Source organism: Candidatus Pelagibacter sp. RS40 (assembly GCF_002101295.1).
In the GTDB taxonomy this organism is placed as follows: Bacteria; Pseudomonadota; Alphaproteobacteria; order Pelagibacterales; family Pelagibacteraceae; genus Pelagibacter.
The window spans coordinates 502,448-525,666 of the sequence record NZ_CP020778.1; the positions used below are offsets into that span (position 1 = coordinate 502,448).

Sequence of the window (23,219 nt, forward strand, 5' to 3'; positions counted from 1 at the left end):
TTTTTATGAGTTAAAAGTTTTTTTTAAATCCGAGATTAATTCTGTTAATACTTTTTCATTATCTTCATCAAGTTTTCCTGAAGAATTAATAGAATCAATTATTTCAGGTTTTTCAGATCTACATTTTTCAATAATTTTAGTCTCAAATGTTGCAATATCTTTTTGTTCAATTTCATCTAAATGTCCTTTTACACCACAAAATACTGATATAACCTGCTCAGCAACTGTCATGGGTGAATACTGCTTCTGTTTTAAAAGTTCGGTTAGTTTTGAACCTCTATTCAAAAGTTTTTGAGTAGCGGCATCTAAATCAGAACCAAACTGTGCAAAAGCTGCCATCTCTCTGTATTGAGCCAGCTCTAGTTTCATTGATCCAGAAACCTTTTTCATTGCTTTAGTTTGAGCAGAAGACCCTACTCTTGAAACTGACAGACCAACGTTTATTGCGGGTCTAATTCCTTGATTGAATAGTTCTGTTTCAAGAAAAATTTGCCCATCTGTAATTGAAATTACATTTGTTGGAATAAAAGCAGATACGTCTCCACCCTGAGTTTCAATTATTGGCAGTGCTGTCAATGATCCGCCACCATGATCATCTCCTAGTTTTGCGGCTCTCTCTAATAATCTACTATGTAAATAAAATACATCACCTGGGTAAGCTTCTCTTCCTGGAGGTCTTCTTAACAACAGAGACATTTGTCTATATGCAACTGCTTGTTTTGATAAGTCATCATAAATAATTAATGCGTGCATTCCATTATCTCTAAAGTATTCTCCCATTGCACATCCTGTATATGGTGCCAGAAATTGAAGAGGGGCAGCATCAGAAGCGGTTGCAGCAACAATAGTTGTATACTCCATTGCTCCAGCTTCCTCTAAAGTCTTTTCAATTTGTCTTACAGTTGATCTTTTTTGACCAATGGCAACGTAAATACAATAAAGTTTTTGTTTTTCATCGCCAGACTCATTAATTTTTTTTTGGTTGATAATTGCATCAATTGCGACCGCTGTTTTTCCAGTTTGTCTGTCCCCAATTATTAATTCTCTTTGACCTCTTCCAATTGGAACCAAACTGTCAATTGATTTTAAACCTGTTTGCATAGGTTCACTAACAGATTTTCTTGGAATAATTCCAGGCGCTTTTACCTCAACCCTGCTTTTCTTAATACCTTTATCTAGAGCACCTTTGCCATCTATCGGATTTCCTAAACCGTCAACGACTCTTCCCAGAAGTTCTTTTCCAACTGGAGTATCAACAATAGCTCCTGTTCTTTTAACTGTATCGCCTTCTTTAACGGCTCTATCATCACCAAAAATTACAACACCCACATTTTCGCTTTCAAGGTTTAGTGCCATACCTTTTGATCCATCTGAAAACTCAACCATTTCTCCAGCTTGAACATTATCTAGACCGTAAATTCTTGCAATACCATCGCCTACAGATAATACTTGTCCAACTTCAGAAACTTCGGCTTTGTCTCCAAATTGTTTAATTTGTTCTTTTAAAATCTTAGTTACTTCTGAAGGATTTATTTCCATTTATGCCTCTATCATTTGCTTTTGTATTTGATGTAATTTATTTTTAATGGAGGTATCAACCATAGTGCTACCTACTTTAATAACCAATCCACCAATTAAACTTGGATCATGTTTATAGTTTAATTTTATATTTGAGCCAAAATTTTCAGCTAATTCGTTTTTAACTTTGTCTATATCATTTTTATTTAACTCTTTAGCAGCTAAAAGTTCTGCTTTAATTTCTCCTCTTGATCTAGAACATACGTCTAGATAATCGTTAAATATTTTTTCAACGTAAAAGAATCTTCTCTTTTTTATTAAAAAACTAATAAATCTTTTTAACAATCCATTAAAATTATTTTGGTTTGCAATCTCATCCATTATCTTAATTAGATCATCACTTTTTGTAGTTGGATTTTTAATCAAATCTCTAAAATCCGAACTTGTTTTGATTAATTTCAATAAAGCTGATGTTTGCTCTTCTACTTCTAAAAGAACATAGTTTTCAGATGCTAACTCAAACAAAGCTTGAGAGTAGCTATTATTTGATGTCACTGAAGTATTAATTTTAGTCAATTTAGTTCTCAAATATGAAGATGTTTTATAAAAATTTCGCTTAATTAACACACCAATAATCAGTCTTCAAGACTCAGATTTTAAAAAATGTCTGTATTTAGTGGACTAATTGAAGCTTACCGGGTCAACATCAACTATTAGTTTCATTCCTTTGGAAAATTTAATTTCTTTTAAGATCATTTTGAGTTTTTTTTGAATGTTGCTGTTTTTCTTCGCTCTTATTAAGAGCCTGCTTCTAAACTTTCTCTTAATTCTAAACACAGGCGCATTAACAGGACCAAGAATTTTTTCACTAATTTTACTGACAAGTTTATTCTTAAATTTTAAAGCTTCATCATATAATAATTTTTCATCTTCTGAGGTTAAAATTAATGAGACAAATCTTTCAAAAGGTGGGAGGTTGTTTTGTTTACGAAGTTCTAATTCATGATCTAAAAACTTAAATGGATCTTGATGAGTTATTTGATCAATTACTTCAGTTTTTATATTTAAGGTTTGAAAATAAATATTTGCAGGCTTGCCTGCTCGACCTGCTCGACCAGAAAGTTGATGATATAATTGTAAATTTTTCTCTGCACTTCTTAGATCGTGTCCTTGTGAAGTCAAATCAATATCTAATACAATAATACAATTTAGATTAGGAAAGTGGAAACCTTTTGAAATTAATTGGGTCCCTATAAGTATGTTAATTTCTCCAGAAATAATTTTATCTAAAATTTTTTTTCCTGAAGCTTTATTCATTGTATCACTTGAAAAAATATTTATTTTTTTGTTTGGAAATAATATTTCTACCTCCTCGGCAATTTTTTCAACACCTGGTCCACTAAAAATAAATTCACAGTTATCTTGTTTTTTACATTTTCTATTCAAGTTAGAACTGTAACCACAATAATGACAGAGAAGTTTTTTATTATTTTTATGATAAACAAGATTGATTGAACAATTTGGACATGAAAATACATTCAAACATTTTTTACATAAAACATACGGAGCAAAACCTCTTCTATTAATAAAGAAAAGTATTTGATCACCTTTTAGAAGATGTTCATTTACTTTTTCTAAAGTTTTCGATGAAATAAATGACTTTTTTGCAAGTTTGTATTGGTTGAGATCTATAATATGATGATTGGGTAATTTTGCATCCTTATATCTTCTTTTCAACCTTGAATGATAATATTTTTCATTTTTAACATTTGCATAAGTTTCTATAGATGGAACAGCTGTTACTAAATTAATAGGTATATTTTCATTACTGGCACGAGCAATCGCCATATCTCTTGCATTATAAATTACACCCTCATCTTGTTTATAAGATTGATCATGTTCTTCATCCACGGTAATTAATCCCAAGTTTTTAAAAGGTAAAAATAAGGATGATCTTGCACCAATAACCACTTTAATTTCACCCGACGCTAATCCACTCCAAATAATTTTTTTCATTTTTGGAGTTATTTTTGAGTGCCAAATAGCTGCCTCAAAACCAAAAAAATTCTTAAATTTCTTTTCAAATTCTCCCGTGAGACCAATTTCTGGTAATAAAATTAAAGATTGTTTTCCCTGATCAAGAATTTTTTTTATTGAATTAAAGTAAACAATTGTCTTCCCTGAGCCAGTTGTGCCTTGTAGTAAGTGTACTCTAAATTTGTCATCTTTTTTTATTATTTCTTTGTAGGCTTTTATTTGCTCATTAGATAAATTAAATTGGTGTTTGCCGAACTTTTTAGAATATTTTTGATACTCTTCTTTTTTTTGCATTTCTATAGCTTTTCCACTGAGAAAGTGAAGCCTGAGCGTCATACCAAGTGGAATAAGGTTATAATATGAAAACCAATTTAAAAAATTTATGGTTTGTTTTTTTAAGGATAGAATATTTAATTTTTCTTTAATTGATTTAATTTTAAAGTTTTTATTATTATTTTCCTCAAATTTATCCCATACAACACCTGTTATCGTTTTTGAGCCAAAAGGTACATTTACATAGTCACCAATATTTAATTTGCTTTCACTTTCATAAGTAAATGGATAATCAAAAATATTAGGTAATAAAATCGGATATTTCATAATTGATATTATGAAATATATTAAGAGTGAATCTGTCTTTTTTCTACAGATAAAGCCGCTTCTTTTATTGCCTCTGAAAATGTTGGGTGCGCATGGCAAGTTCTCGCTATGTCCTCTGAACTTGCACCAAACTCCATTGCAATAGCCATTTCAGCAATCATTTCTCCAGCGTGTGGGCCTATAATATGTACTCCTAAAACTTTATCAGAAGTTGCATCAGCAAGAATTTTAACAAAACCTTCAGGCTCATCTATTGCTTTTGCTCTTGAATTTGCCATAAAAGGAAATTTTCCAACTTTAAAATTAATTTTTTTTTCATTTAATTGTTCCTCAGTTTTTCCTACTGAAGCAACTTCTGGAGAGGTATAAATTACACCAGGTATAATCTCGTAATTTACATGTCCTGATTGACCAGCAATAAATTCTGCAACTGCAATTCCTTCCTCTTCTGCTTTGTGAGCTAACATAGGACCATCAATAACATCACCAATAGCAAATATGTTTTTAATATTTGTTTCAAAATTTTTATCTACTTTTACCTTTCCTTTTTCGTCAGTTTTAACTCCCACATTTTCTAATTTTAAACCGGTCGTGTATGGTCGTCTTCCAACTGAAATAAGGACAACATCAGCTTCTATATTTTTTTTCTTATTTTCTTTATCAATTACTTCAAGGATAACTCCATTTTCATTTTTTGTAATTTTTTCAACCTTGGTATTTAATTTAAATTTTATTCCTTGTTTTTTAAGTATCTTCATGAATTCAGTTGATATCTCACGGTCCATACCAGGTGTAATATGATCTAGAAATTCAACAACTTCTACTTCTGTTCCAAGTCTTGACCAAACTGAACCCATTTCCAAACCAATATATCCTCCACCAACTACAACCATTTTTTTTGGTAATTTTTCCAAGGATAATGCTCCAGTAGACGAGATTATTTTTTCCTCATCAAATTCCATTCCAGGTATTGATACAGGCTCTGAACCAGTACTAATTATTGCTTTTTCAGTCTCAATAACTGTTTCTTCTCCATCCTCAGAAACTACTATTTCATTTGAGCTCTTAAATGATCCTTTGCCTTTGAAATAAGAAACCTTATTTTTTTTGAACAAAAATTCTATTCCCTTTGTTAAAACAGTTACAGCCTTTTCTTTATTTTTCATCATCTTTCCAAGGTTCAATTTAATTTCACCAATTTCGATACCAATCTTTTCAAAATTTTTTGCCTTGTGAAAATTTTCAGATAAGTTCAATAAGCTTTTTGATGGAATACACCCTACATTTAAGCAGGTTCCACCAAGCGATCCTCTGGATTCAATGCATGCAGTTTTTAGACCTAGTTGTGATAATCTTATTGCACAGACATACCCACCAGGGCCACCACCAATTACTGTTACATCAAATTTTTCTGACATTTAAATATTTAAAAATAATCTCCTTGGATCTTCAAGGTTTTCTTTAACTGTTTTTAAAAAAGAAACTGAGTCTTTTCCATCTATAATCCTATGGTCATATGAAAGTGCAAGATACATTATTGGTTTTACTTTAATTTCATTATCTTGAACAACAGGTCTTTCAACAATATTGTGCATTCCTAATACACCTGACTGAGGAGGATTTAAAATCGGGGTAGACAACATTGAACCATACACTCCCCCATTGCTGATTGTAAATGTACCACCTTGTAAATCCTCAATAACTAAAGAATTATTTTTTGCTTTTTCTGACAGATTTTTAATTTCTTTCTCTATGTCAGCAAAAGACATTTCGTCAGCATTTTTTAAAACTGGTACTACTAAACCTTTTTCAGTTCCAACAGCAAAGCTAATATTATAGTAATTTTTATATATTATTTCCTGTCCCTCTATTTCTGCATTTATTGCTGGAAATAATTTTAAACCAACCACGCAAGCTTTTACAAAAAAGGACATAAATCCAAGTTTAATTCCATATCTTGCCTGAAAATCTTCTTGATTTTCTTTTCGCATCGACATTATACCTGACATGTCAACCTCATTAAAAGTGGTTAACATTGCTGCATTTTCCTGGGCTTCCTTTAGTCTTTTTGCAATAGTCTGTCTTAACCTAGACATCTTAATTCTTTCCTCTTCACCAAATTGAATTTTTCTTTGGTTTGGTTGAGGATTGGCACCCATCATACTAATTAAGTCGCCTTTTAATATTCTGCCATCTTTTCCTGTAGGTTTTACTTGTTCTAAATCAATTTTTTTTTCTGCAACCATTTTTCTTACAGCGGGGGATAATATCGGATTTATTTTTGTTTCTTCTGCATTTGGCTCTAATACTTCATCTGTTAAAACAAATGGCTGTTCTTCATCTGAAGTTTCTAATACTTTTTGTTTTTTTTCTACATCCAAGCTTATAACATTGTCTTTTTCTTCAGTTTCTAATGTTGGTTCGACTTTAGTCTCAAATATTTTAGGGTTCTCCTCTACTTGGTCTTTTTGATCTTCTATAACTTGATTAGAAGGTTTATTTTCTGTTTTATTTGCAGTCTCTGAAATCACTCCTAAAACTGCTCCTACTTCAACTGTATCTCCTTCGTTGGCATTAATCTCTGCAATAACACCATGTGTTGATGCTGGTACTTCTAAATTTACTTTATCAGTTTCAAGTTCAACTACAGCTTCATCTGCAATGACACTGTCGCCTTGTTTCTTTAACCACTTGGATACTGTTGCCTCAGTAATACTCTCTCCAAGCACAGGGACTAGAATTTTTTCACTCATTTATTCAAATACTTTATTAATAATTTCTTGTTGTTCTGAAAGATGTCTTTTTGCGTAACCTGTTGCAGGTGAAGCATCAGGATTTCTTCCTATATAAGAAATTTTACTATTTTTAGCCTTAATAGTTTCTAATGTCCATTGTATATAATCTCTTACTGAGAACCATGCACCCATATTTTTTGGTTCCTCTTGGCACCAAAAAAAATTTGAATTATTTGCAAATGGTCTAAGTTCTTTTACAAGAGCTTTTGCAGGAAATGGGTATAATTGTTCAATTCTATACAATGCAACGTCATCAACTTTTAGTTTCTCTCTTGCTGCCAATAAATCAAAGTATACTTTACCAGAACACATAATAACTTTTCTTATCTTTGATTTATCTTTTAATTTTAAAAAACCCTCAGCTTTAGGATCTAAAGCGTGATCCCAGAGTACTCTGTGAAATGTATTTTCTTTACTAAAATCCTCTATATTTGATACACATAATTTATTTCTTAGTAAGGACTTTGGTGTCATCATAATTAAAGGCTTTCTAAAGTCTCTGTGCATTTGTCTTCTCAATGCATGAAAATAGTTAGCTGGAGTAGTGCAATTCATAATTTGAAGATTATCATTTGCACATAATTGTAGATATCTCTCCAATCTTGCGGAAGAATGCTCTGGACCTTGACCTTCATATCCATGGGGTAGCAGCATTACTAATCCTGAGGCTCTATTCCATTTCCTTTCTCCAGATGCAATAAATTGGTCAATAATTACTTGGGCACCATTAGCAAAATCTCCAAACTGTGCTTCCCACAAAGTAAGAGTATTTGGTTCAACTAAACTATATCCATACTCAAATCCTAGGACTGCGAGTTCTGATAAAAAACTATCAACAACTTCAAAATTTTTTTGATATTTTGATATATTGTTCAAAGGAATATATCTGGAATTATCAATTTGATTTCTTAGAACAGAATGTCTTTGACTAAAAGTCCCTCTTCCTGAATCTTGGCCAACCAATCTAACTGGATATCCCTCCTCCAATAAAGAACCAAAAGCTAAAGCCTCTGCTGTAGCCCAGTCAATTCCAACACCTTGCTCAACTGTTTGTCTTCTGGAGTCAAGAATTTTAATAATTGTTTTATGAATATTTTTTTCTTGTGGAACAATATTAATTTTATTTGAAATTTCTTTTAAAATTTTAATGTCAGCTCCTGTAACACCTCGTCTATCTTTTCCTTTTTCTGGTTTGTATCTAGACCATGTTCCCTCAAACCATTCTATTTTCGGTTTATAGTCTTTCGCAGTTTTAAATTGATCGTCTAATAAATTCTTAAACTCTTGAATTTTTAAATTAAGTTGATCTTTAGAGAAAAGATTTTCATTTACTAGTTTTTCTCCATAAATATTTACCGTAGACGGGTGTGATCTTATTTTCTTATACATTAAAGGCTGGGTAAAAGATGGCTCATCTCCTTCGTTATGACCAAATCTTCTATAACAAATTAGATCAATAACCACATCTCTGTTAAATTTTAATCTAAACTCTGTTGCTACTCTTGTCGCGTAAACTACAGCTTCAGGATTATCTCCATTGACATGAATTATTGGTGCATCTACCATTTTCCCAATATCAGATGGATATGGTGATGAACGTGCAAATCTTGGGCTTGTAGTAAATCCTATTTGGTTATTTACAATTATATGAATTGTTCCTCCAGTGTTGTGACCGGGTAGCCCTGACATTGCAAAACACTCAGATACAACTCCTTGGCCAGCAAACGCAGCATCACCATGGATAAGAATAGGTATAACTTTATTTCTTTCTTTATCGCCATGAAAAAATTGCTTTGCTCGTGTTTGTCCTAAAACAACTGGATTTACAGCCTCTAGATGAGATGGATTATCTGTAAGACTGACATGTACCGAATTTCCATCAAATTCTCTATTTGAGGAAGCCCCCAAATGATACTTCACATCTCCAGCACTATCTTTAGTGTTACCACTCATTTCTCCAGCAAACTCATTAAAAATTCTTTTGTAAGATTTTTGTAAAACGTTTGCTAATACGTTTAATCGTCCTCTATGAGACATGCCTATTTTAACTTCTTTAATTTTAAACTGTCCTCCAATTTTTATGATCTGCTCTAACGCAGGTATCAAACTTTCCCCACCATCTAAGCCAAATCTTTTGGTTCCAACGTATTTTGTATGTAAAAACTTTTCAAAACCTTCAGCTTGAATAAGCTTATTTAAAATTGCATCTTTTCCATTGTTAGTAAATTTTAATGCATTCTCGTCTTTTTCAACTCTATCTCTAAACCATTTTCTTTCAGTTGGATTGGAGATATGCATGTACTCATAACCAACTGGGCCACAATAAGTTTTTTTTAAGAATTGAAGTATCTCTCGTATGCTTGCTTTCTCCCTGTTTATTACACCATTAAGTTCAATTTTTTTATCGTAGTTTTTCTTATCAAAACCATAATATTCAGGATGTAACTCATCTAAATATTCTGTCGTCATCATTTCTAGAGGATCTAACTTTGCAAGTAGATGTCCTCTTAGCCTATAAGCTCTTATAAGTGCTACAGCACTTATGGATTCTTTGTTGGAATTTGCAACTACTTGAAAATTAAATTTATCAGATACATCTTTGGATGCATTGCCATTTTTTTCAATTATTTTTTCTATATTATTGGAATTTATTCTTACCCCTTCAGGTTTCCATGATGGTCCATTAATATCATTTAAAATAACTTCTGCTTCGTCCTGAATACCTTCAAAATAATCTTTCCAACTATCTGCAAGATTTGGATCTTGGTTTAAAAATCTTACATACATCTCCTCTATAAATGCACTATTTGTCTTATTCAGAAATGATGTTTTTTTATACTCTAAGTTTTTTGAAGATGACATTTGTCTATATCGTTAAGCTATATTACTAAAAAAATATTATCAACTAGACAATTTATTAAAAAGAGTTTTCCCTATCTCAGAAGGGGATTTTGCAATTGTAATACCACATTCTTCCATTTTTTTTATTTTATCTTCTGCGCCACCTTTGCCTCCTGAAATTATTGCACCAGCATGCCCCATTCTTCTACCAGGAGGTGCTGTTAATCCTGCTACAAATCCAACAATTGGTTTTTTTATATTATGATTTTTTACAAACTCAGCGGCCTCTTCTTCTGCTGTTCCTCCTATTTCACCTATCATTAAGATTGATTTTGTATCCTCATCATTCAAAAAAAGATCTAAGCAATCAATAAAATTTGTTCCATTAATAGGATCCCCACCAATACCTATACAGGTAGTTTGCCCTAACCCATTTTCAGTTGTTTGAGCAACAGCTTCATAAGTTAATGTTCCTGATCGCGAAACTATACCAACTGATCCTTTTTTATGAATATTTCCCGGCATAATTCCTATTTTGCATTCATCTGGCGTGATAATGCCTGGGCAGTTAGGTCCAATTAATCTTGATTTAGATTTATTTAAATGCTGTTTTACTCTTAACATATCAAGGACAGGTATACCCTCTGTCACACAAACAATTAATTCTATAGATGCATCAATTGCCTCTATAATTGCTGATGAAGCAAATTTTGCTGGCACATAAATCATTGATGCATTAGCGCCTGTTTTATCTTTTGCCTCTTTAACAGTATTGAAAACAGGTCTTTCAAGATGAGTTTGACCTCCTTTGTTTGGAGTAACACCTCCAACTATATTTGTTCCATATTTCATTGCTTGTTCAGAGTGAAAGGTACCATTAGCACCAGTAAAACCTTGGCAAATAACTTTTGTATTTTTATTAACTAAAATAGACACAAATTATCTTATCGCCTCTACTATTTTTTTTGCAGCATCATCTAAATTTTCAGCTGGAATTATTTTTAAACCTGACTTTTTTAAAATTTCTTTTCCCTCTTTGAAATTTGTACCTGCTAATCTTACTACTAATGGAACTGAAATATTTATTTCTTTAGCAGCATCAACTACCCCTTGAGCAAGAATATCACATCTCATTATGCCTCCAAATATATTAATCAATATTCCTTTAACATTAGCATCAGATAGAATTAACTTAAATGCAGCTGAGACTTTTTCTTTAGATGCCCCTCCTCCAACGTCTAAGAAATTCGCTGGTTCTTCGCCATAGAGTTTTATTATGTCCATAGTAGCCATAGCAAGACCAGCTCCGTTGACCATGCAGCCTATACTTCCATCTAGTTTGATATAAGCAAGATCATGTTTACTTGCCTCTATTTCTGTTTCATTTTCTTCACTGAGGTCTCTGAACTTTAAAATTTCTGATTGTCTAAATAGTGCATTACTATCAAAGTTCATTTTTGCATCTAAACAAACAACAGAATTAGTTTTAGTAAGTATTAATGGATTGATTTCAACTAAATTTGCATCCGTATCTATAAACATTTTATATATCGATTTAATTAGGTGAATTGCTTCTATCTTAGCTTCATTTTTAAGACCAAAAATATTTATAATTTTTTTACAGTCATCAGCTAAAATTTCATTTGTTAAATCAATTTTAGTAGTAATAATTTTTTCGGGTGTTTCTGCAGCAACTTTTTCTATATCCATTCCGCCTTGATCACTGGATATAAATGCTATCTTTGAGCTTGCTCTATCAACTAAACATGATAAATAAAATTCTCTTTCAATATTAGAAGACTCTTCAACATATAACCTCTTTACTTCTCTTCCACTAGGTCCAGTTTGATGAGTGACTAGATTTTTACCTAAAAGTTTTGATGCTTCTTTTTCTAAATCTTTTAAATTATCTATAATTTTTACACCTCCACCTTTTCCTCTTCCCCCAGCATGGATTTGTGCTTTTAAAACATATTTTTCAGTATTTAAATTTTTTGCTTTTTCAACTAGATCTTTTACGTTGAGAGCAAAATAACCGTTTGGGACATTTGCGCCGTATTTCTTTAGAACTTCTTTAGCCTGATGCTCATGTATATTCATGACCTACTTCTTTAAATCTGGATCAATTGCAGATGCAGCATCCCATAGTTTTTTTACAGCCTCAATTGAGTGATCAAATTGTTCTTTTTCTTTTTGATCTAACTCAATAACTTCAATTTTGTCTATTCCTTTATTATTAATTACAACTGGTACACCTGCATAGATACCGTTCACTCCATATTCTCCATCAAGATATGCAGCACATGGTAAAACTTTATTCTCATTATTCATGTATGCTTTTGCCATCTCAACACCAGAAGCAGCTGGTGCATAAAAGGCAGAACCCTTTTCTAGGTACTTTACAATTTCAGCTCCACCGTCTCTAGTCCTTTGATTAATACTTTCTAGTCTCTCCTCTGATATTTTTCCCTGTTTAACTAATTCATTAAGCGGTTTTCCTGAGATTTTTGTAAATCTTGGTAAAGGGACCATCGTATCTCCATGACCTCCCATTACCATTGCATGAATTTCTTTAACTGGAACATTCAGATCTAAAGACAAAAATAATTTAAATCTTGAACTATCCAAAATACCAGCCATACCAACAACTTTGTTTGTTGGTAATCCCGAGTATTTTTGAAATGCCATAACCATTACATCCAAAGGATTAGTAATGCATATTACAAAAGCATTGGGTGAATATTTTTTAATTCCTTCTGCAACTTGTTTTATTATTTTTAGATTAATTCCCAGAAGATCGTCTCTACTCATCCCTGGTTTTCGAGGAACGCCTGCAGTAATAATAATTACATCTGAATCTTTAATATCTTCATAATTATCTGTTCCTGAAAATTTTACATTAAATCCATCTACTGATGAAGATTGTGCGATATCAAGTGCTTTTCCTTTTGCAATTCCACTAGCCACATCAAATAGTACAACCTCATTGGCTAATTCTTTGAGACCAATTAAATGAGCTAAAGTTCCACCAATTTGCCCTGCTCCTATTAATGATATTTTGGTCATATTATTTCATTGTTGGCATAACAAATTCAGGATTCATTCTTATTCCTGAAGGCCATCTAGATGTTATTGTTTTTAATTTTGTATAAAATCTAACACCCTCTGGACCATGCATATGCTGATCTCCAAATAATGAACGTTTCCACCCTCCAAAACTATGAAAAGCTACTGGAACTGGTATTGGAATATTAATTCCCACCATTCCAACTTTAATTTTATTTGCAAAAGTCCTACCTGTATCTCCATCTCTTGTATAAATACTGGTCCCGTTTCCAAACTCATGATCGTTTATTAGATTTATAGCCTCATTAAAATCTTTTGCTCTTACTACTGACAATACAGGTCCAAAAATTTCTTCTTTGTAAATTCTCATTTCCTTTTTTACATTATCAAACAGACAGCCACCAATGTAATAACCTTCCTCATATCCTTGTAATTTTATATCCCTTCCATCAACAACTAATTTTGCACCTTCTTGTACTCCCAAATCAACATATCCTTTAACTTTTTCGAGATGTTCTTTGGTTACTAATGGACCCATTTCTGAAGATTTATCCATTCCTGGTCCCACTTTTAATGCTTCAACTTTTTTTGCTAATTGTTCAACTAATTTATCTCCAACATTTCCAACTGCAACAGCAACTGATTGTGCCATACATCTTTCTCCAGCAGAACCATAGGCTGCTCCCATTAAACCATTTACCGCTTGATCTAGGTCACAATCTGGCATTACTACACAATGATTTTTAGCTCCACCTAAAGCTTGAACGCGTTTTTCATTTTTTGCAGCTGTTTCGTAAATATATTTTGCTATAGGTGTTGAGCCTACAAAACTAACTGCAGCTATATCTTTATTTTCTAATATTGCGTCTACAACTTCTTTATCTCCATTAACAACGTTTAAAACTCCATCTGGTAGACCAGCTTCTGAAAATAGTTCAGCAAGCTTGAGTGAGCAAGATGGGTCTTTTTCAGATGGTTTTAAAATAAAAGTATTTCCACACGCTATTGCCATTGGGAACATCCACATTGGAACCATAGCAGGGAAATTAAAAGGGGTAATACCTGCACAAACTCCTAAAGGTTGTCTTATAGACCAACTGTCAATGTTAGTTCCAACATTTTCTGTAAATTCACCTTTTAACATCTGAGGTATCCCGCAGGCAAATTCAACAACTTCTAAGCCTCTAGTTAGTGAACCCTTGGCATCTTCATAAACTTTTCCGTGTTCAGAAACTATAAGTTTAGTTAAGAGATCAGAATTTTTTTCTATTAATTCTTTATATTTAAAAATAATTCTCGCCCTTTGAAGAGGAGGTGTATTAGACCAACTTTCAAATGATTGTTTTGCTTTTTGTACAGCTAAATCAAGATCTGATTTAGAAGCTAACAAAACTTCAGATTCTTGAGTGCCAGTTGCAGGATTAAATACTTTACCTTTTCTACTTGATGATCCAGTTACTATTTTTCCACCAATATAGTGTTCGATTAAATTCATTGATAAAATTGTTTAATTAAGTAATTAAGTCGTTGCAAGCATTTTTTTTATCTCAGCAATAGCTTTTGCTGGATTTAATCCTTTAGGACAAGCATTTGTACAGTTCATAATAGTATGACATCTATAAAGTTTTAATTCATCAGCAACTTTTTCTAATCTTTTTTTTCTTTCTTCATCTCTACTATCAACAATCCATCTATAAGCTTGCAACAATACTGCTGGTCCAAGATATTTATCTCCATTCCACCAGTAACTTGGGCAAGATGTTGAACAGCAAGCACACATAATGCATTCATAAGCTCCGTCTAATTTTGATCTATCTTTTTGGGATTGGTGTATTTCTTTACTTTCAGATGTCGATTTATTTTTCAACCAAGGTTCTATGGATTTGTATTGTTTATAAAGACCATCAAGATCACCTATTAAATCTTTTTTTACTTTTAAATGTGGTAAAGGATATATGTTAATATCTCCTTTTATTTCAGAATGTGGGGTAGTGCATGCGAGACCGTTTTTACCTCCCATATTCATTGCGCATGAACCACACACTCCATGGGCACACGATCTTCTGTAAGTTATTGTTGGGTCAATCTCATTTTTTATTTTATTTAAAATATCTAAAACTTTAGAGGAACAATTGTCCATATCTACTTCGTAGGTATCTATTCTTGGCTTATTACCTGTTGAGGGATCCCACCTATAAATGTTAACTTTTCTAATATTTTTTGAATTGGTTTTGTCTTTAAAATATTTACCTTTTTGAATTTTTGAATTCTCAGGTAAATTTATTTGAACCATTAATATACTCTTTCTTGAGGTGGAAAATATTGAACTTCATTTGTTAAAGTTGATTTATGAACATCTCTGTATTCAATTTTAGTATTTTTACCATCACACCAGGCAAGACTGTGTTTCATAAATTTTTGATCATCCCTTTTTGGATAATCTTCTCTTGCATGTGCACCTCTACTTTCTTTTCTGTGAAAAGCTGAATCTACTGTTGTTATTGCTTGACGAATTAAGTTATCAAATTCAAGTGTTTCAACTAAGTCTGTATTAAATACTAACGATCTATCTTTTACAGAAATAGAGTCCATTCCATCATAAGTTTTTCTTATTTCATCTACTCCCTCTTTAAGATTTTTTTCAGTTCTAAAAACTGCACATTTTGATTGCATTGTTTTTTGCATTGAAAGTCTTAATTCTGCTGTGGAATTTTCACCATCTGCATTTCTTAATTTATCAAATCGGGATAAACATTTTTCAGTTTCATTCTCACTAATTTCTTCATGAGGAGTTCCAGGCTTAATAAGTTCAGCTGCTCTTTTTGCTGCTGATCTCCCAAAAACAACAAGATCAATTAAAGAGTTAGAACCTAATCTGTTTGCACCATGTACTGATACACATGCAGCCTCACCTATAGCCATTAATCCAGGCACAGTTTTTTCAGAACCATTAACTGTTAAAACCTCAGCTTTATAATTTGTAGGTATTCCACCCATGTTATAATGAACTGTTGGTACAACAGGAATAGGATCTTTGGTTACATCAACGTTTGCAAATAATCTTGCTGCCTCTGTAATTCCTGGTAACCTATTTTCGATAACATCTTTATCTAGATGATTTAAATATAAATGAACGTGGTCTTTGTCATTACCGACACCTCTTCCTTCATTAATTTCAATTGACATTGACCTGCTTACTACATCTCTAGATGCTAAGTCTTTCGCATTAGGAGCATATCTTTCCATAAATCTTTCACCTTTGGAATTAACAAGGTAGCCACCTTCACCTCTCACACCCTCAGAAATCAAAGTACCATGACCATAAATACCAGTTGGGTGAAACTGTACAAATTCCATATCTTGTAAGGGTAATCCAGCTCTTAATACCATAGCGTTTCCGTCTCCTGTACAAGTATGAGCAGAAGTAGCTGAATAATATACTTTGCCGTAACCTCCAGTTGCAATGATAGTTATGTGCGATCTAAATCTATGGATAGTTCCATCATTTAAATTCCATGCAATTAGCCCCTTACACTCACCATCTTTCATTAATAAATCTAATGCAAAGTATTCAATAAAAAATTCTGTATTATGTTTAAGTGCTTGCCCATAAAGAGTATGTAAAATTGCATGACCTGTTCTATCTGCTGCTGCACAAGTTCTTTGAACTATTCCATTACCATAATTTTTAGTCATTCCTCCGAACGGTCTTTGATATATTTTTCCATCTTCTGTTCTGCTAAATGGGACACCATACTTTTCTAATTCAATAACTGCCTTTGGGGCCTCTTTGCACAAATACTCAATACTGTCTTGATCACCTAACCAATCTGCACCTTTAACAGTGTCATACATGTGCCAACGCCAATCATCCTCTCCCATATTTCCAAGTGCAGCTGAAATACCACCTTGAGCAGCAGAAGTATGACTTCTTGTAGGAAATACTTTGGAGATACATGCAGTTTTAAGACCAGCCTCACTTAAGCCTACAGCAGCTCTTAGACCTGATCCACCAGCTCCAAGTACAACTACATCGTATTCGTGGTCTATAATTTTATAAGCAGTCATTAGTTTAAATTAAATAAAATGATTATTGTAAATAAGGGTAATATTATAGCAAATAAATTTAACGCTTTGTTTGCGGCATTTTTGATATTTTCATCATGTATATAATCTTCAAATACCTCACTAATGCTTAAAGCAGAAAAAAAATAGGAAAAAATTAAAAAAATACTAACTAACAATTTTGAGGTTTTAGAATTTAAAAAACTGATTACAGATTGATAATCATTATCATAAATAGATACAAAATTTAGAATAAACCAAAGCATCAAAGGTATTAAAATCAGTGAGCTAATTTTTAAAAACAGCCATTTTTTAGTAACAGATTTCATTAAATCAAATTTCTCCCAATTAGATAAATTAAGATTGTTAATATAAATGATCCAACGATTACAATAGAACCAGTAATTTTTGTTGTTTTTAAATCAAATCCATAACCTAAATCCATAATAATATGCCTGATCTCACTTAACATTTGAAAACTAAAAGACCAAATAACACCTACAACAAAAAATTTTCCAAAAAATGAATTTAAAAAATAGTTTACCGATTTATAAGTTTCCTCACCTAATAACAAAGAGGAAATCCACAAACATAAAAGTGAAATGACAATTATATTTATTATTCCCGTAATTCTTGTTGTAATTGATACTAACGATGAAATATGCCATTTATAAATTTGAATATGAGGAGATAGAGGATTGTTTTCCATTTTAATTATTATTTATAATAACTTCTGCAATTTCGACAGAATTTAATGCCGCCCCACGAAGAAGATTATCTGAAACAATCCAGAGATTTAAACAATTTTTTTTTGATTTATCCTCTCTGATCCTAGAAATAAAAGTCTCATTTTTTCCCGTAGCCTCAATTGGTGTTACATATCCACCATTTTCTCTTTTATCTATGAGAGAACAACCTGGAGCATTATTTAAAACATCTTTAATTTTCTCTAAAGAAAATTCTTGTTCAAATTCAATATTTACAGATTCTGAATGAGATACTAAGACTGGTATTCTCACACATGTTGCCGACAGTTCAATTCTTGCATCTAAAATTTTTTTTGTTTCATTAGTCATTTTTAATTCCTCTTTTGTATAACCATCTTCTGAAAAGTTATCAATGTGTGGAATTATGTTAAATGCAATTTGTTTTGTAAAATTTTTTGATTTAATTTCTTTGTTTTCTAAATACATTTTAGTTTGTTGTAACAATTCATTCATTGGGGCTTTGCCTCCTCCCGAAACCGATTGGTAGGTAGATACTATAACTCTTTTAATTCTAAATAAATCATGCAAAGGCTTTAATACTAAAACTAACTGTGCTGTGGAACAATTAGGATTGGCAATTATATTTTTTTTCATGTTCTGAATATCTTTTGCGTTTACTTGAGGAACTATTAATGGAACATCTGGATCCATTCTAAAATAACTAGAATTATCAATTACAGTTGTGTGTTTTGCAGCTTTTTCTGCATACTGTTCAGAAATTTTTCCACCTGCTGCAAAGAAAGTTATTTTTGCTTTAGTAAAATCATAAGTCTCTAGATTTTCTATTGAATACTTTTTTCCATTGAATTCTAATTGTTTTCCAGCGCTGTTTGGTGATGCAACCAAATAGAGGTTATCAATATTTAAATTCTTTTGTTGTAAAACTTCTAAAGTTTTACGACCTACGTTTCCTGTTGCCCCTACAATTGCAATATCCATGGTATTTTTTGAATAGTTTTATACTAAATAAAAGGTAAATCACAAACTTTTCCATCAAAAGCTTGATCATTAATTTTTATTTTTATTGCCTGATTAGCATTCCAATTTGGCTTATTTAGCATAGCTATTCCAATGACTTGATCAAAATAGGGTGAATAACATCCAGATCTTAATTCACCAATTAGATTATTATTTTCATCCATTATATCAATCGATTCTGTTATATTTATTTTTTTCAAATCTAATTTTACTCCCATTAACTTTTTACTTACACCCTCAGACTTAATTTTTATCAATTTTTCTTTTCCCAAAAAATTAATATCACTATCCACATTTACAAATTTATCAAAACCACACTCCAAGGGATTGTCATTTATATCAATATCATTTCCATAAGATAAAAGTGCACTCTCAATTCTTTCTATTAAATTGGGACAGCCTGGTTTTACATCAAGGTCTTTACCTTTCTCAAACAAAGTATCGTATAAATCTAATCCAGATTTAGTATGTTCAACATATATTTCGTATCCACCTTGCTTAGACCAGCCTGATCGAGCAATTAAATGTTTTGTTCCTTTAAAATCATAATAATCAAATCCAAAAAACTTTAGTTGAGTAATTTTTTCACCAAATATTTTTTCCATTAATTTAAAAGATTTTGGTCCTTGAACAGCTATTATATTCACATCTGGTTCAAAAATATTTACAGAAAAATTGTTACCAATGGCCAGTCCTTTTGCAAAAAGTAAAACATCTGAATCTGCTATAGATAGCCACCATCTATCTGAACTTAGTCTTAAAACTACTGGATCATTTATTATTCCACCTTTGTCATCTATAATTGGACAGTAGTAACATCTACCATCTTTAGATTTTGATAGATCTCTACATGTCATAAGCTGGACTAGCTTTGCTGAATCTTTTCCATTTATCTCAACTTGTCGTTCTCCTGCAACGTCCCAAACTTGAACAGACTCTTTCAAATGATGATAGGAATCTTCAAGTGATCCGAAAGCAGCTGGTAGCAACATATGATTATATGTTGTATATGCTGTAACTCCTTGTTCTTCTATTCTAGAGGTATAAGGAGTACTTCTTAATCTTCTTGATTTAGCTATAGAGAATGTTTTCATTTTTTAAAATTAAGAGATCTTTTCTCTTATTTTAAAAGATTTTTCAAACATTATTCCTTAGCTTTTTTTCTAAGTTCAAATTTTTGAATTTTTCCTGTTGAAGTTTTTGGTAATTCACAAAATTCAATTTTCTTTGGTACTTTAAATCCTGCTAAAGTTTCTTTACAAAAATCAATTAATTCCTTCTCGCTTGTTTCTTTATCTTGAACTTTTTCAATAAATGCACATGGAACTTCGCCCCATTTTTCGTCAGGCTTTGCAACAACTGCAGCTATTGAAACTGCTGGGTGCTTAGCTAAAGTATTTTCAATTTCAATTGAAGATATATTTTCACCCCCAGAAATAATTATATCTTTTGATCTATCTTGAATTTTTATATAGCCGTCAGGATGAGCAACAGCTAGGTCACCCGAGTGAAACCAACCTCCTGCCATAGCTTTATCTGTTGCTTCCTTATCTTTAAAATATCCTTTCATGACAACATTTCCTTTAATCATTATTTCGCCCATTGTTTTTCCATCTTTTGGAACGGGTTCTAAGGTTTCTGGATCCATAACCATGACATCTTCTGTATTAGGGTATCTAACACCTTGACGTGCTTTAATTTCATTTTGTTTATCCTCGTCTAAATCATTCCATTGATCATTCCAAGCACACTGTAAAATATGTCCATATGTTTCAGTAAGTCCATATACATGCATTACTTCAAAGCCTAGTGCTTGCATTTTTTTAAATATAATACTTGGAGGAGGTGCTCCTGCTGTTAGAACATATACTTTGTGACCTAACTTTTTTTGATCTTTCTCTGATGCTCCAGTAATCATATTCAACACAATTGGGGCGCCACCAAAATGTGTTATCTTATGCTCTTCGATTAATTCAAAAATTTTTTTTATGTCAATATTTCTAAGACAAACCGTTTTTCCATTTAACATTGGTATTGTCCATGGATAGCACCAACCATTACAATGAAACATTGGAACAACAGTTAAAAAATTGAGCCTAGCAGGCATATTCCACGCAACAGCACTTCCAGTAGACATTAAATATGAGCCTCTATGATGATATACAACACCTTTAGGATTTCCAGTAGTACCCGAGGTGTAACTCAATGATATTGCCTGCCACTCATCTTTGGGTCTTTTCCATTGAAAGTTTTCGTCTCCAGTGTTCAAAAATTCTTCGTATTCTTTTTCTCCAATTTTTTTTAGTAGTGATTGATCAGCAAATTTATCTTGGATATCAATTATGAGAGGTTTATTTTTAGCAGTTTCTAAAGCTTTATTCACAACAGCATGAAATTGTCTATCTACAATTAATACTTTTGCTTCACTATGATCCAAAATATATGAGACTGTTTTTGCATCTAAACGAATATTAATTGTATTTAATATTCCACCAGTCATCGGAACTGAATAGTGAGCCTCAAAAATTTCAGGCGTATTACAAGCCATTACAGAGACGGTATCTCCTTCACCAATTCCAATTTTTTCTAATGCGCTCGCAAATTTTATACATCTTTTATATATTTCAGACCAAGTATATGATCTGTCTTCATAAACTATTCCTACATAATCAGGATAAATATCCTTAGCTCTTTCTAAAAAACTTAATGGAGTTAATGGAACAAAATTTGCATCGTTTTTATCAAGATTTTGATTGTATTTATTCACTTAGTTAAACTTAGCACTCATTGTGTATTTGCTACCAGAAATCGCTGATTTGTAATGACTATCAGCCCTAGGTACAATTTTATCAAAATAATAATTGCCAGTATTTATTTTATCATCATAAAATTCTTTATTAGCTGAATGATTTTCATAACTTTTTCTTAAAACTTTTAACCAAACAAATGCTAAAGATGTATAACCAAAGTACTTCAAATAATCATTGCATGATGCGCTAATGTCATCTTTTGGTGTATTGCCCTCTGGATCCATCCATTTGGTAAAGTCTATTAGGATATCTTTTAAATTTTCTAAAATTAATGTTTTATCTTTAATTTTATCAATTGATTTACAAAGCTTAATTTCTTCATCAATTAAAGATAAAAAATTAGTAAATATATTTTTTTGGCTGACTTTTCTAAATACAAAATCTATGGCTTGAACGGAATTTGTACCTTCGTAGATAGGGGTAATTCTGTTATCTCTGAATAATTGTTCTATACCTTGATCTTTGGTATATCCGTATCCACCAAATATTTGAATAGCCTCATTAGTAATATCCATCGCCATATCGGTAAAAAAAGACTTAATAACAGGAGTCATTAATGAAACCATTTCACCCGCTTTTTTTTTAACATTCTGGTCGTTATGATTTAAACTGACATCAATTTGTTGTGCCATCCAAAACGATAAGGCTCTTTCTCCCTCAATAATCGATTTCATATTCATTAAACTTCTTCTAATATCAGCGTGCTGAATTATTAAGTCTGTATCCCCATTTTTATTTTCATTTGACTTGCCTTGTTTTCTCTCTTTTGCATAACTTAAGGCAGTTTGATAAGCTGTTTCTGAAATTCCTAAACCTTGAATTCCGACAATAATTCTCTCTAAATTCATCATAGTAAACATTGAGTTTAGTCCTTTATTTTCAGGACCAATCATATAACCTTTCGCTTCATCAAAACTTAGTACACAAGTTGCTGAACCTTTAATTCCCATTTTAGATTCAATAGACACTGTATTAACTCCGTTTCTCGAACCTACTGAACCATCATCATTTATTTCATACTTAGGAACTAGAAATAAACTTATACCTCTTGTGCCTTTAGGTGCATCTGTTGTTCTAGCTAAAACTAAATGAATTATATTTTCTGTTAGATCGTGATCACCAGAAGTTATAAAAATTTTTTGTCCACTTATCTTGTAGCCGTTTCCATTTTTTACAGCCTTTGTTTTTATAAGTCCTAAATCCGTACCACACTGAGGTTCTGTCAAACACATTGTACCGCTCCACTTCCCCTCTACTATTTTAGGAAGATATTTATTTTTAATCTCTTCTGATCCATGAGTTTTAAGACAGTTATAAGCTCCAATACTCAATTCGCTGTAAAGTTTAAATGACAAGCTAGAAGAAGACAACATTTCATCGAAAAATGCACTGACAGTTTTTGGCATTCCTTGTCCGCCATACTCAGGGTCACAAGATAAAGATACCCACCCATCTTCTATAAATTTTGAATACACTTCTTTATAACCTGGAGGTGTTCTTACAACTCCATTTTCGTAAATGCATGGTTTTTCATCACCAACTTTTGCTAATGGAAGAATTAAATCCTGATTTATTTTCGCAGCCTCTTCTAATATATTTTTTACTAGGTCTGATGTAACTTCTTTGTTTTTTTCTATTTCGTTATATTCTTTATTGTCTTTTAGATGTTCAAAAAGAAACATCATATCGTCTATGGGAGCTGAATAAATTGTCATAATTATTTTAACAAATTAAATTAAAAT

At 31.9% G+C, this 23,219-nt stretch carries 18 protein-coding genes; all 18 read right to left on the minus strand.

Features of this window, described 5'->3' with window-relative positions; genetic code table 11:
- Positions 1 to 3: 3 nt before the first annotated feature.
- A complete protein-coding gene (gene atpA / locus B8063_RS02700) occupies positions 4 to 1,539 on the minus strand; it encodes a F0F1 ATP synthase subunit alpha (RefSeq protein WP_085069220.1) in 1,536 nt (511 codons plus the stop codon).
- Positions 1,540 to 2,094: an ATP synthase F1 subunit delta gene (gene atpH, locus B8063_RS02705; protein ID WP_085070861.1), complete on the minus strand. Its 555-nt coding sequence runs from the start codon at positions 2,092 to 2,094 to the stop codon at positions 1,540 to 1,542.
- Positions 2,095 to 2,199: 105 nt separating this feature from the next.
- Positions 2,200 to 4,155, minus strand: a complete 1,956-nt coding sequence (gene priA, locus B8063_RS02710) for a replication restart helicase PriA (RefSeq protein ID WP_085069222.1) — start codon at positions 4,153 to 4,155, stop codon at positions 2,200 to 2,202.
- A gap of 20 nt (positions 4,156 to 4,175) precedes the next feature.
- Positions 4,176 to 5,573 carry a dihydrolipoyl dehydrogenase gene (gene lpdA / locus B8063_RS02715; protein WP_085069224.1) on the minus strand — a complete coding sequence of 466 codons (1,398 nt, stop codon included), beginning with the start codon at positions 5,571 to 5,573 and terminating at the stop codon, positions 4,176 to 4,178.
- Positions 5,574 to 6,908 carry a 2-oxoglutarate dehydrogenase complex dihydrolipoyllysine-residue succinyltransferase gene (gene odhB / locus B8063_RS02720; RefSeq protein ID WP_085069226.1) on the minus strand — a complete coding sequence of 445 codons (1,335 nt, stop codon included), beginning with the start codon at positions 6,906 to 6,908 and terminating at the stop codon, positions 5,574 to 5,576. It abuts the gene before it with no gap.
- A complete protein-coding gene (locus B8063_RS02725) occupies positions 6,909 to 9,812 on the minus strand; it encodes a 2-oxoglutarate dehydrogenase E1 component (RefSeq protein ID WP_085069228.1) in 2,904 nt (967 codons plus the stop codon).
- A 39-nt stretch (positions 9,813 to 9,851) separates the two neighbouring features.
- On the minus strand, positions 9,852 to 10,727 hold the full coding sequence (sucD, locus tag B8063_RS02730; RefSeq protein ID WP_085069230.1) for a succinate--CoA ligase subunit alpha: 876 nt from the start codon (positions 10,725 to 10,727) through the stop codon (positions 9,852 to 9,854).
- A 3-nt stretch (positions 10,728 to 10,730) separates the two neighbouring features.
- The gene (sucC, locus tag B8063_RS02735) at positions 10,731 to 11,891 is read right to left on the minus strand and encodes an ADP-forming succinate--CoA ligase subunit beta (protein ID WP_085069232.1); all 1,161 of its coding nucleotides are present in this window, start codon (positions 11,889 to 11,891) and stop codon (positions 10,731 to 10,733) included.
- A gap of 3 nt (positions 11,892 to 11,894) precedes the next feature.
- Positions 11,895 to 12,857, minus strand: coding sequence for a malate dehydrogenase (gene mdh / locus B8063_RS02740; protein WP_085069234.1), 963 nt, complete (start codon positions 12,855 to 12,857; stop codon positions 11,895 to 11,897).
- A gap of 1 nt (position 12,858) precedes the next feature.
- Positions 12,859 to 14,352, minus strand: a complete 1,494-nt coding sequence (locus tag B8063_RS02745; RefSeq protein ID WP_085069236.1) for a CoA-acylating methylmalonate-semialdehyde dehydrogenase — start codon at positions 14,350 to 14,352, stop codon at positions 12,859 to 12,861.
- 24 nt (positions 14,353 to 14,376) lie between these two features.
- Positions 14,377 to 15,150 (minus strand): succinate dehydrogenase iron-sulfur subunit, encoded by a 774-nt coding sequence (locus B8063_RS02750; protein ID WP_085069238.1) that lies wholly within the window; start codon positions 15,148 to 15,150, stop codon positions 14,377 to 14,379.
- On the minus strand, positions 15,150 to 16,925 hold the full coding sequence (gene sdhA, locus B8063_RS02755) for a succinate dehydrogenase flavoprotein subunit (protein WP_085069240.1): 1,776 nt from the start codon (positions 16,923 to 16,925) through the stop codon (positions 15,150 to 15,152). The genes B8063_RS02750 and sdhA overlap by 1 nt, the downstream gene beginning before the upstream one ends.
- Positions 16,925 to 17,251 (minus strand): succinate dehydrogenase, hydrophobic membrane anchor protein, encoded by a 327-nt coding sequence (sdhD, locus tag B8063_RS02760; protein WP_085069242.1) that lies wholly within the window; start codon positions 17,249 to 17,251, stop codon positions 16,925 to 16,927. The genes sdhA and sdhD overlap by 1 nt, the downstream gene beginning before the upstream one ends.
- Positions 17,251 to 17,631: a succinate dehydrogenase, cytochrome b556 subunit gene (sdhC, locus tag B8063_RS02765; RefSeq protein WP_085069244.1), complete on the minus strand. Its 381-nt coding sequence runs from the start codon at positions 17,629 to 17,631 to the stop codon at positions 17,251 to 17,253. The genes sdhD and sdhC overlap by 1 nt, the downstream gene beginning before the upstream one ends.
- Before the next feature lies 1 nt (position 17,632).
- The gene (locus tag B8063_RS02770) at positions 17,633 to 18,628 is read right to left on the minus strand and encodes an aspartate-semialdehyde dehydrogenase (RefSeq protein ID WP_085069246.1); all 996 of its coding nucleotides are present in this window, start codon (positions 18,626 to 18,628) and stop codon (positions 17,633 to 17,635) included.
- A 23-nt stretch (positions 18,629 to 18,651) separates the two neighbouring features.
- Complete coding sequence (locus B8063_RS02775; RefSeq protein WP_085069248.1) at positions 18,652 to 19,761, minus strand: dimethylsulfoniopropionate demethylase; 1,110 nt, start codon at positions 19,759 to 19,761, stop codon at positions 18,652 to 18,654.
- Positions 19,762 to 19,811: 50 nt separating this feature from the next.
- Entirely contained in the window at positions 19,812 to 21,434 is a 1,623-nt protein-coding gene (locus tag B8063_RS02780) for an acyl-CoA synthetase (RefSeq protein WP_085069250.1), read from the minus strand.
- Positions 21,435 to 23,192 (minus strand): acyl-CoA dehydrogenase family protein, encoded by a 1,758-nt coding sequence (locus tag B8063_RS02785; RefSeq protein ID WP_085069252.1) that lies wholly within the window; start codon positions 23,190 to 23,192, stop codon positions 21,435 to 21,437.
- Positions 23,193 to 23,219: the final 27 nt, after the last annotated feature.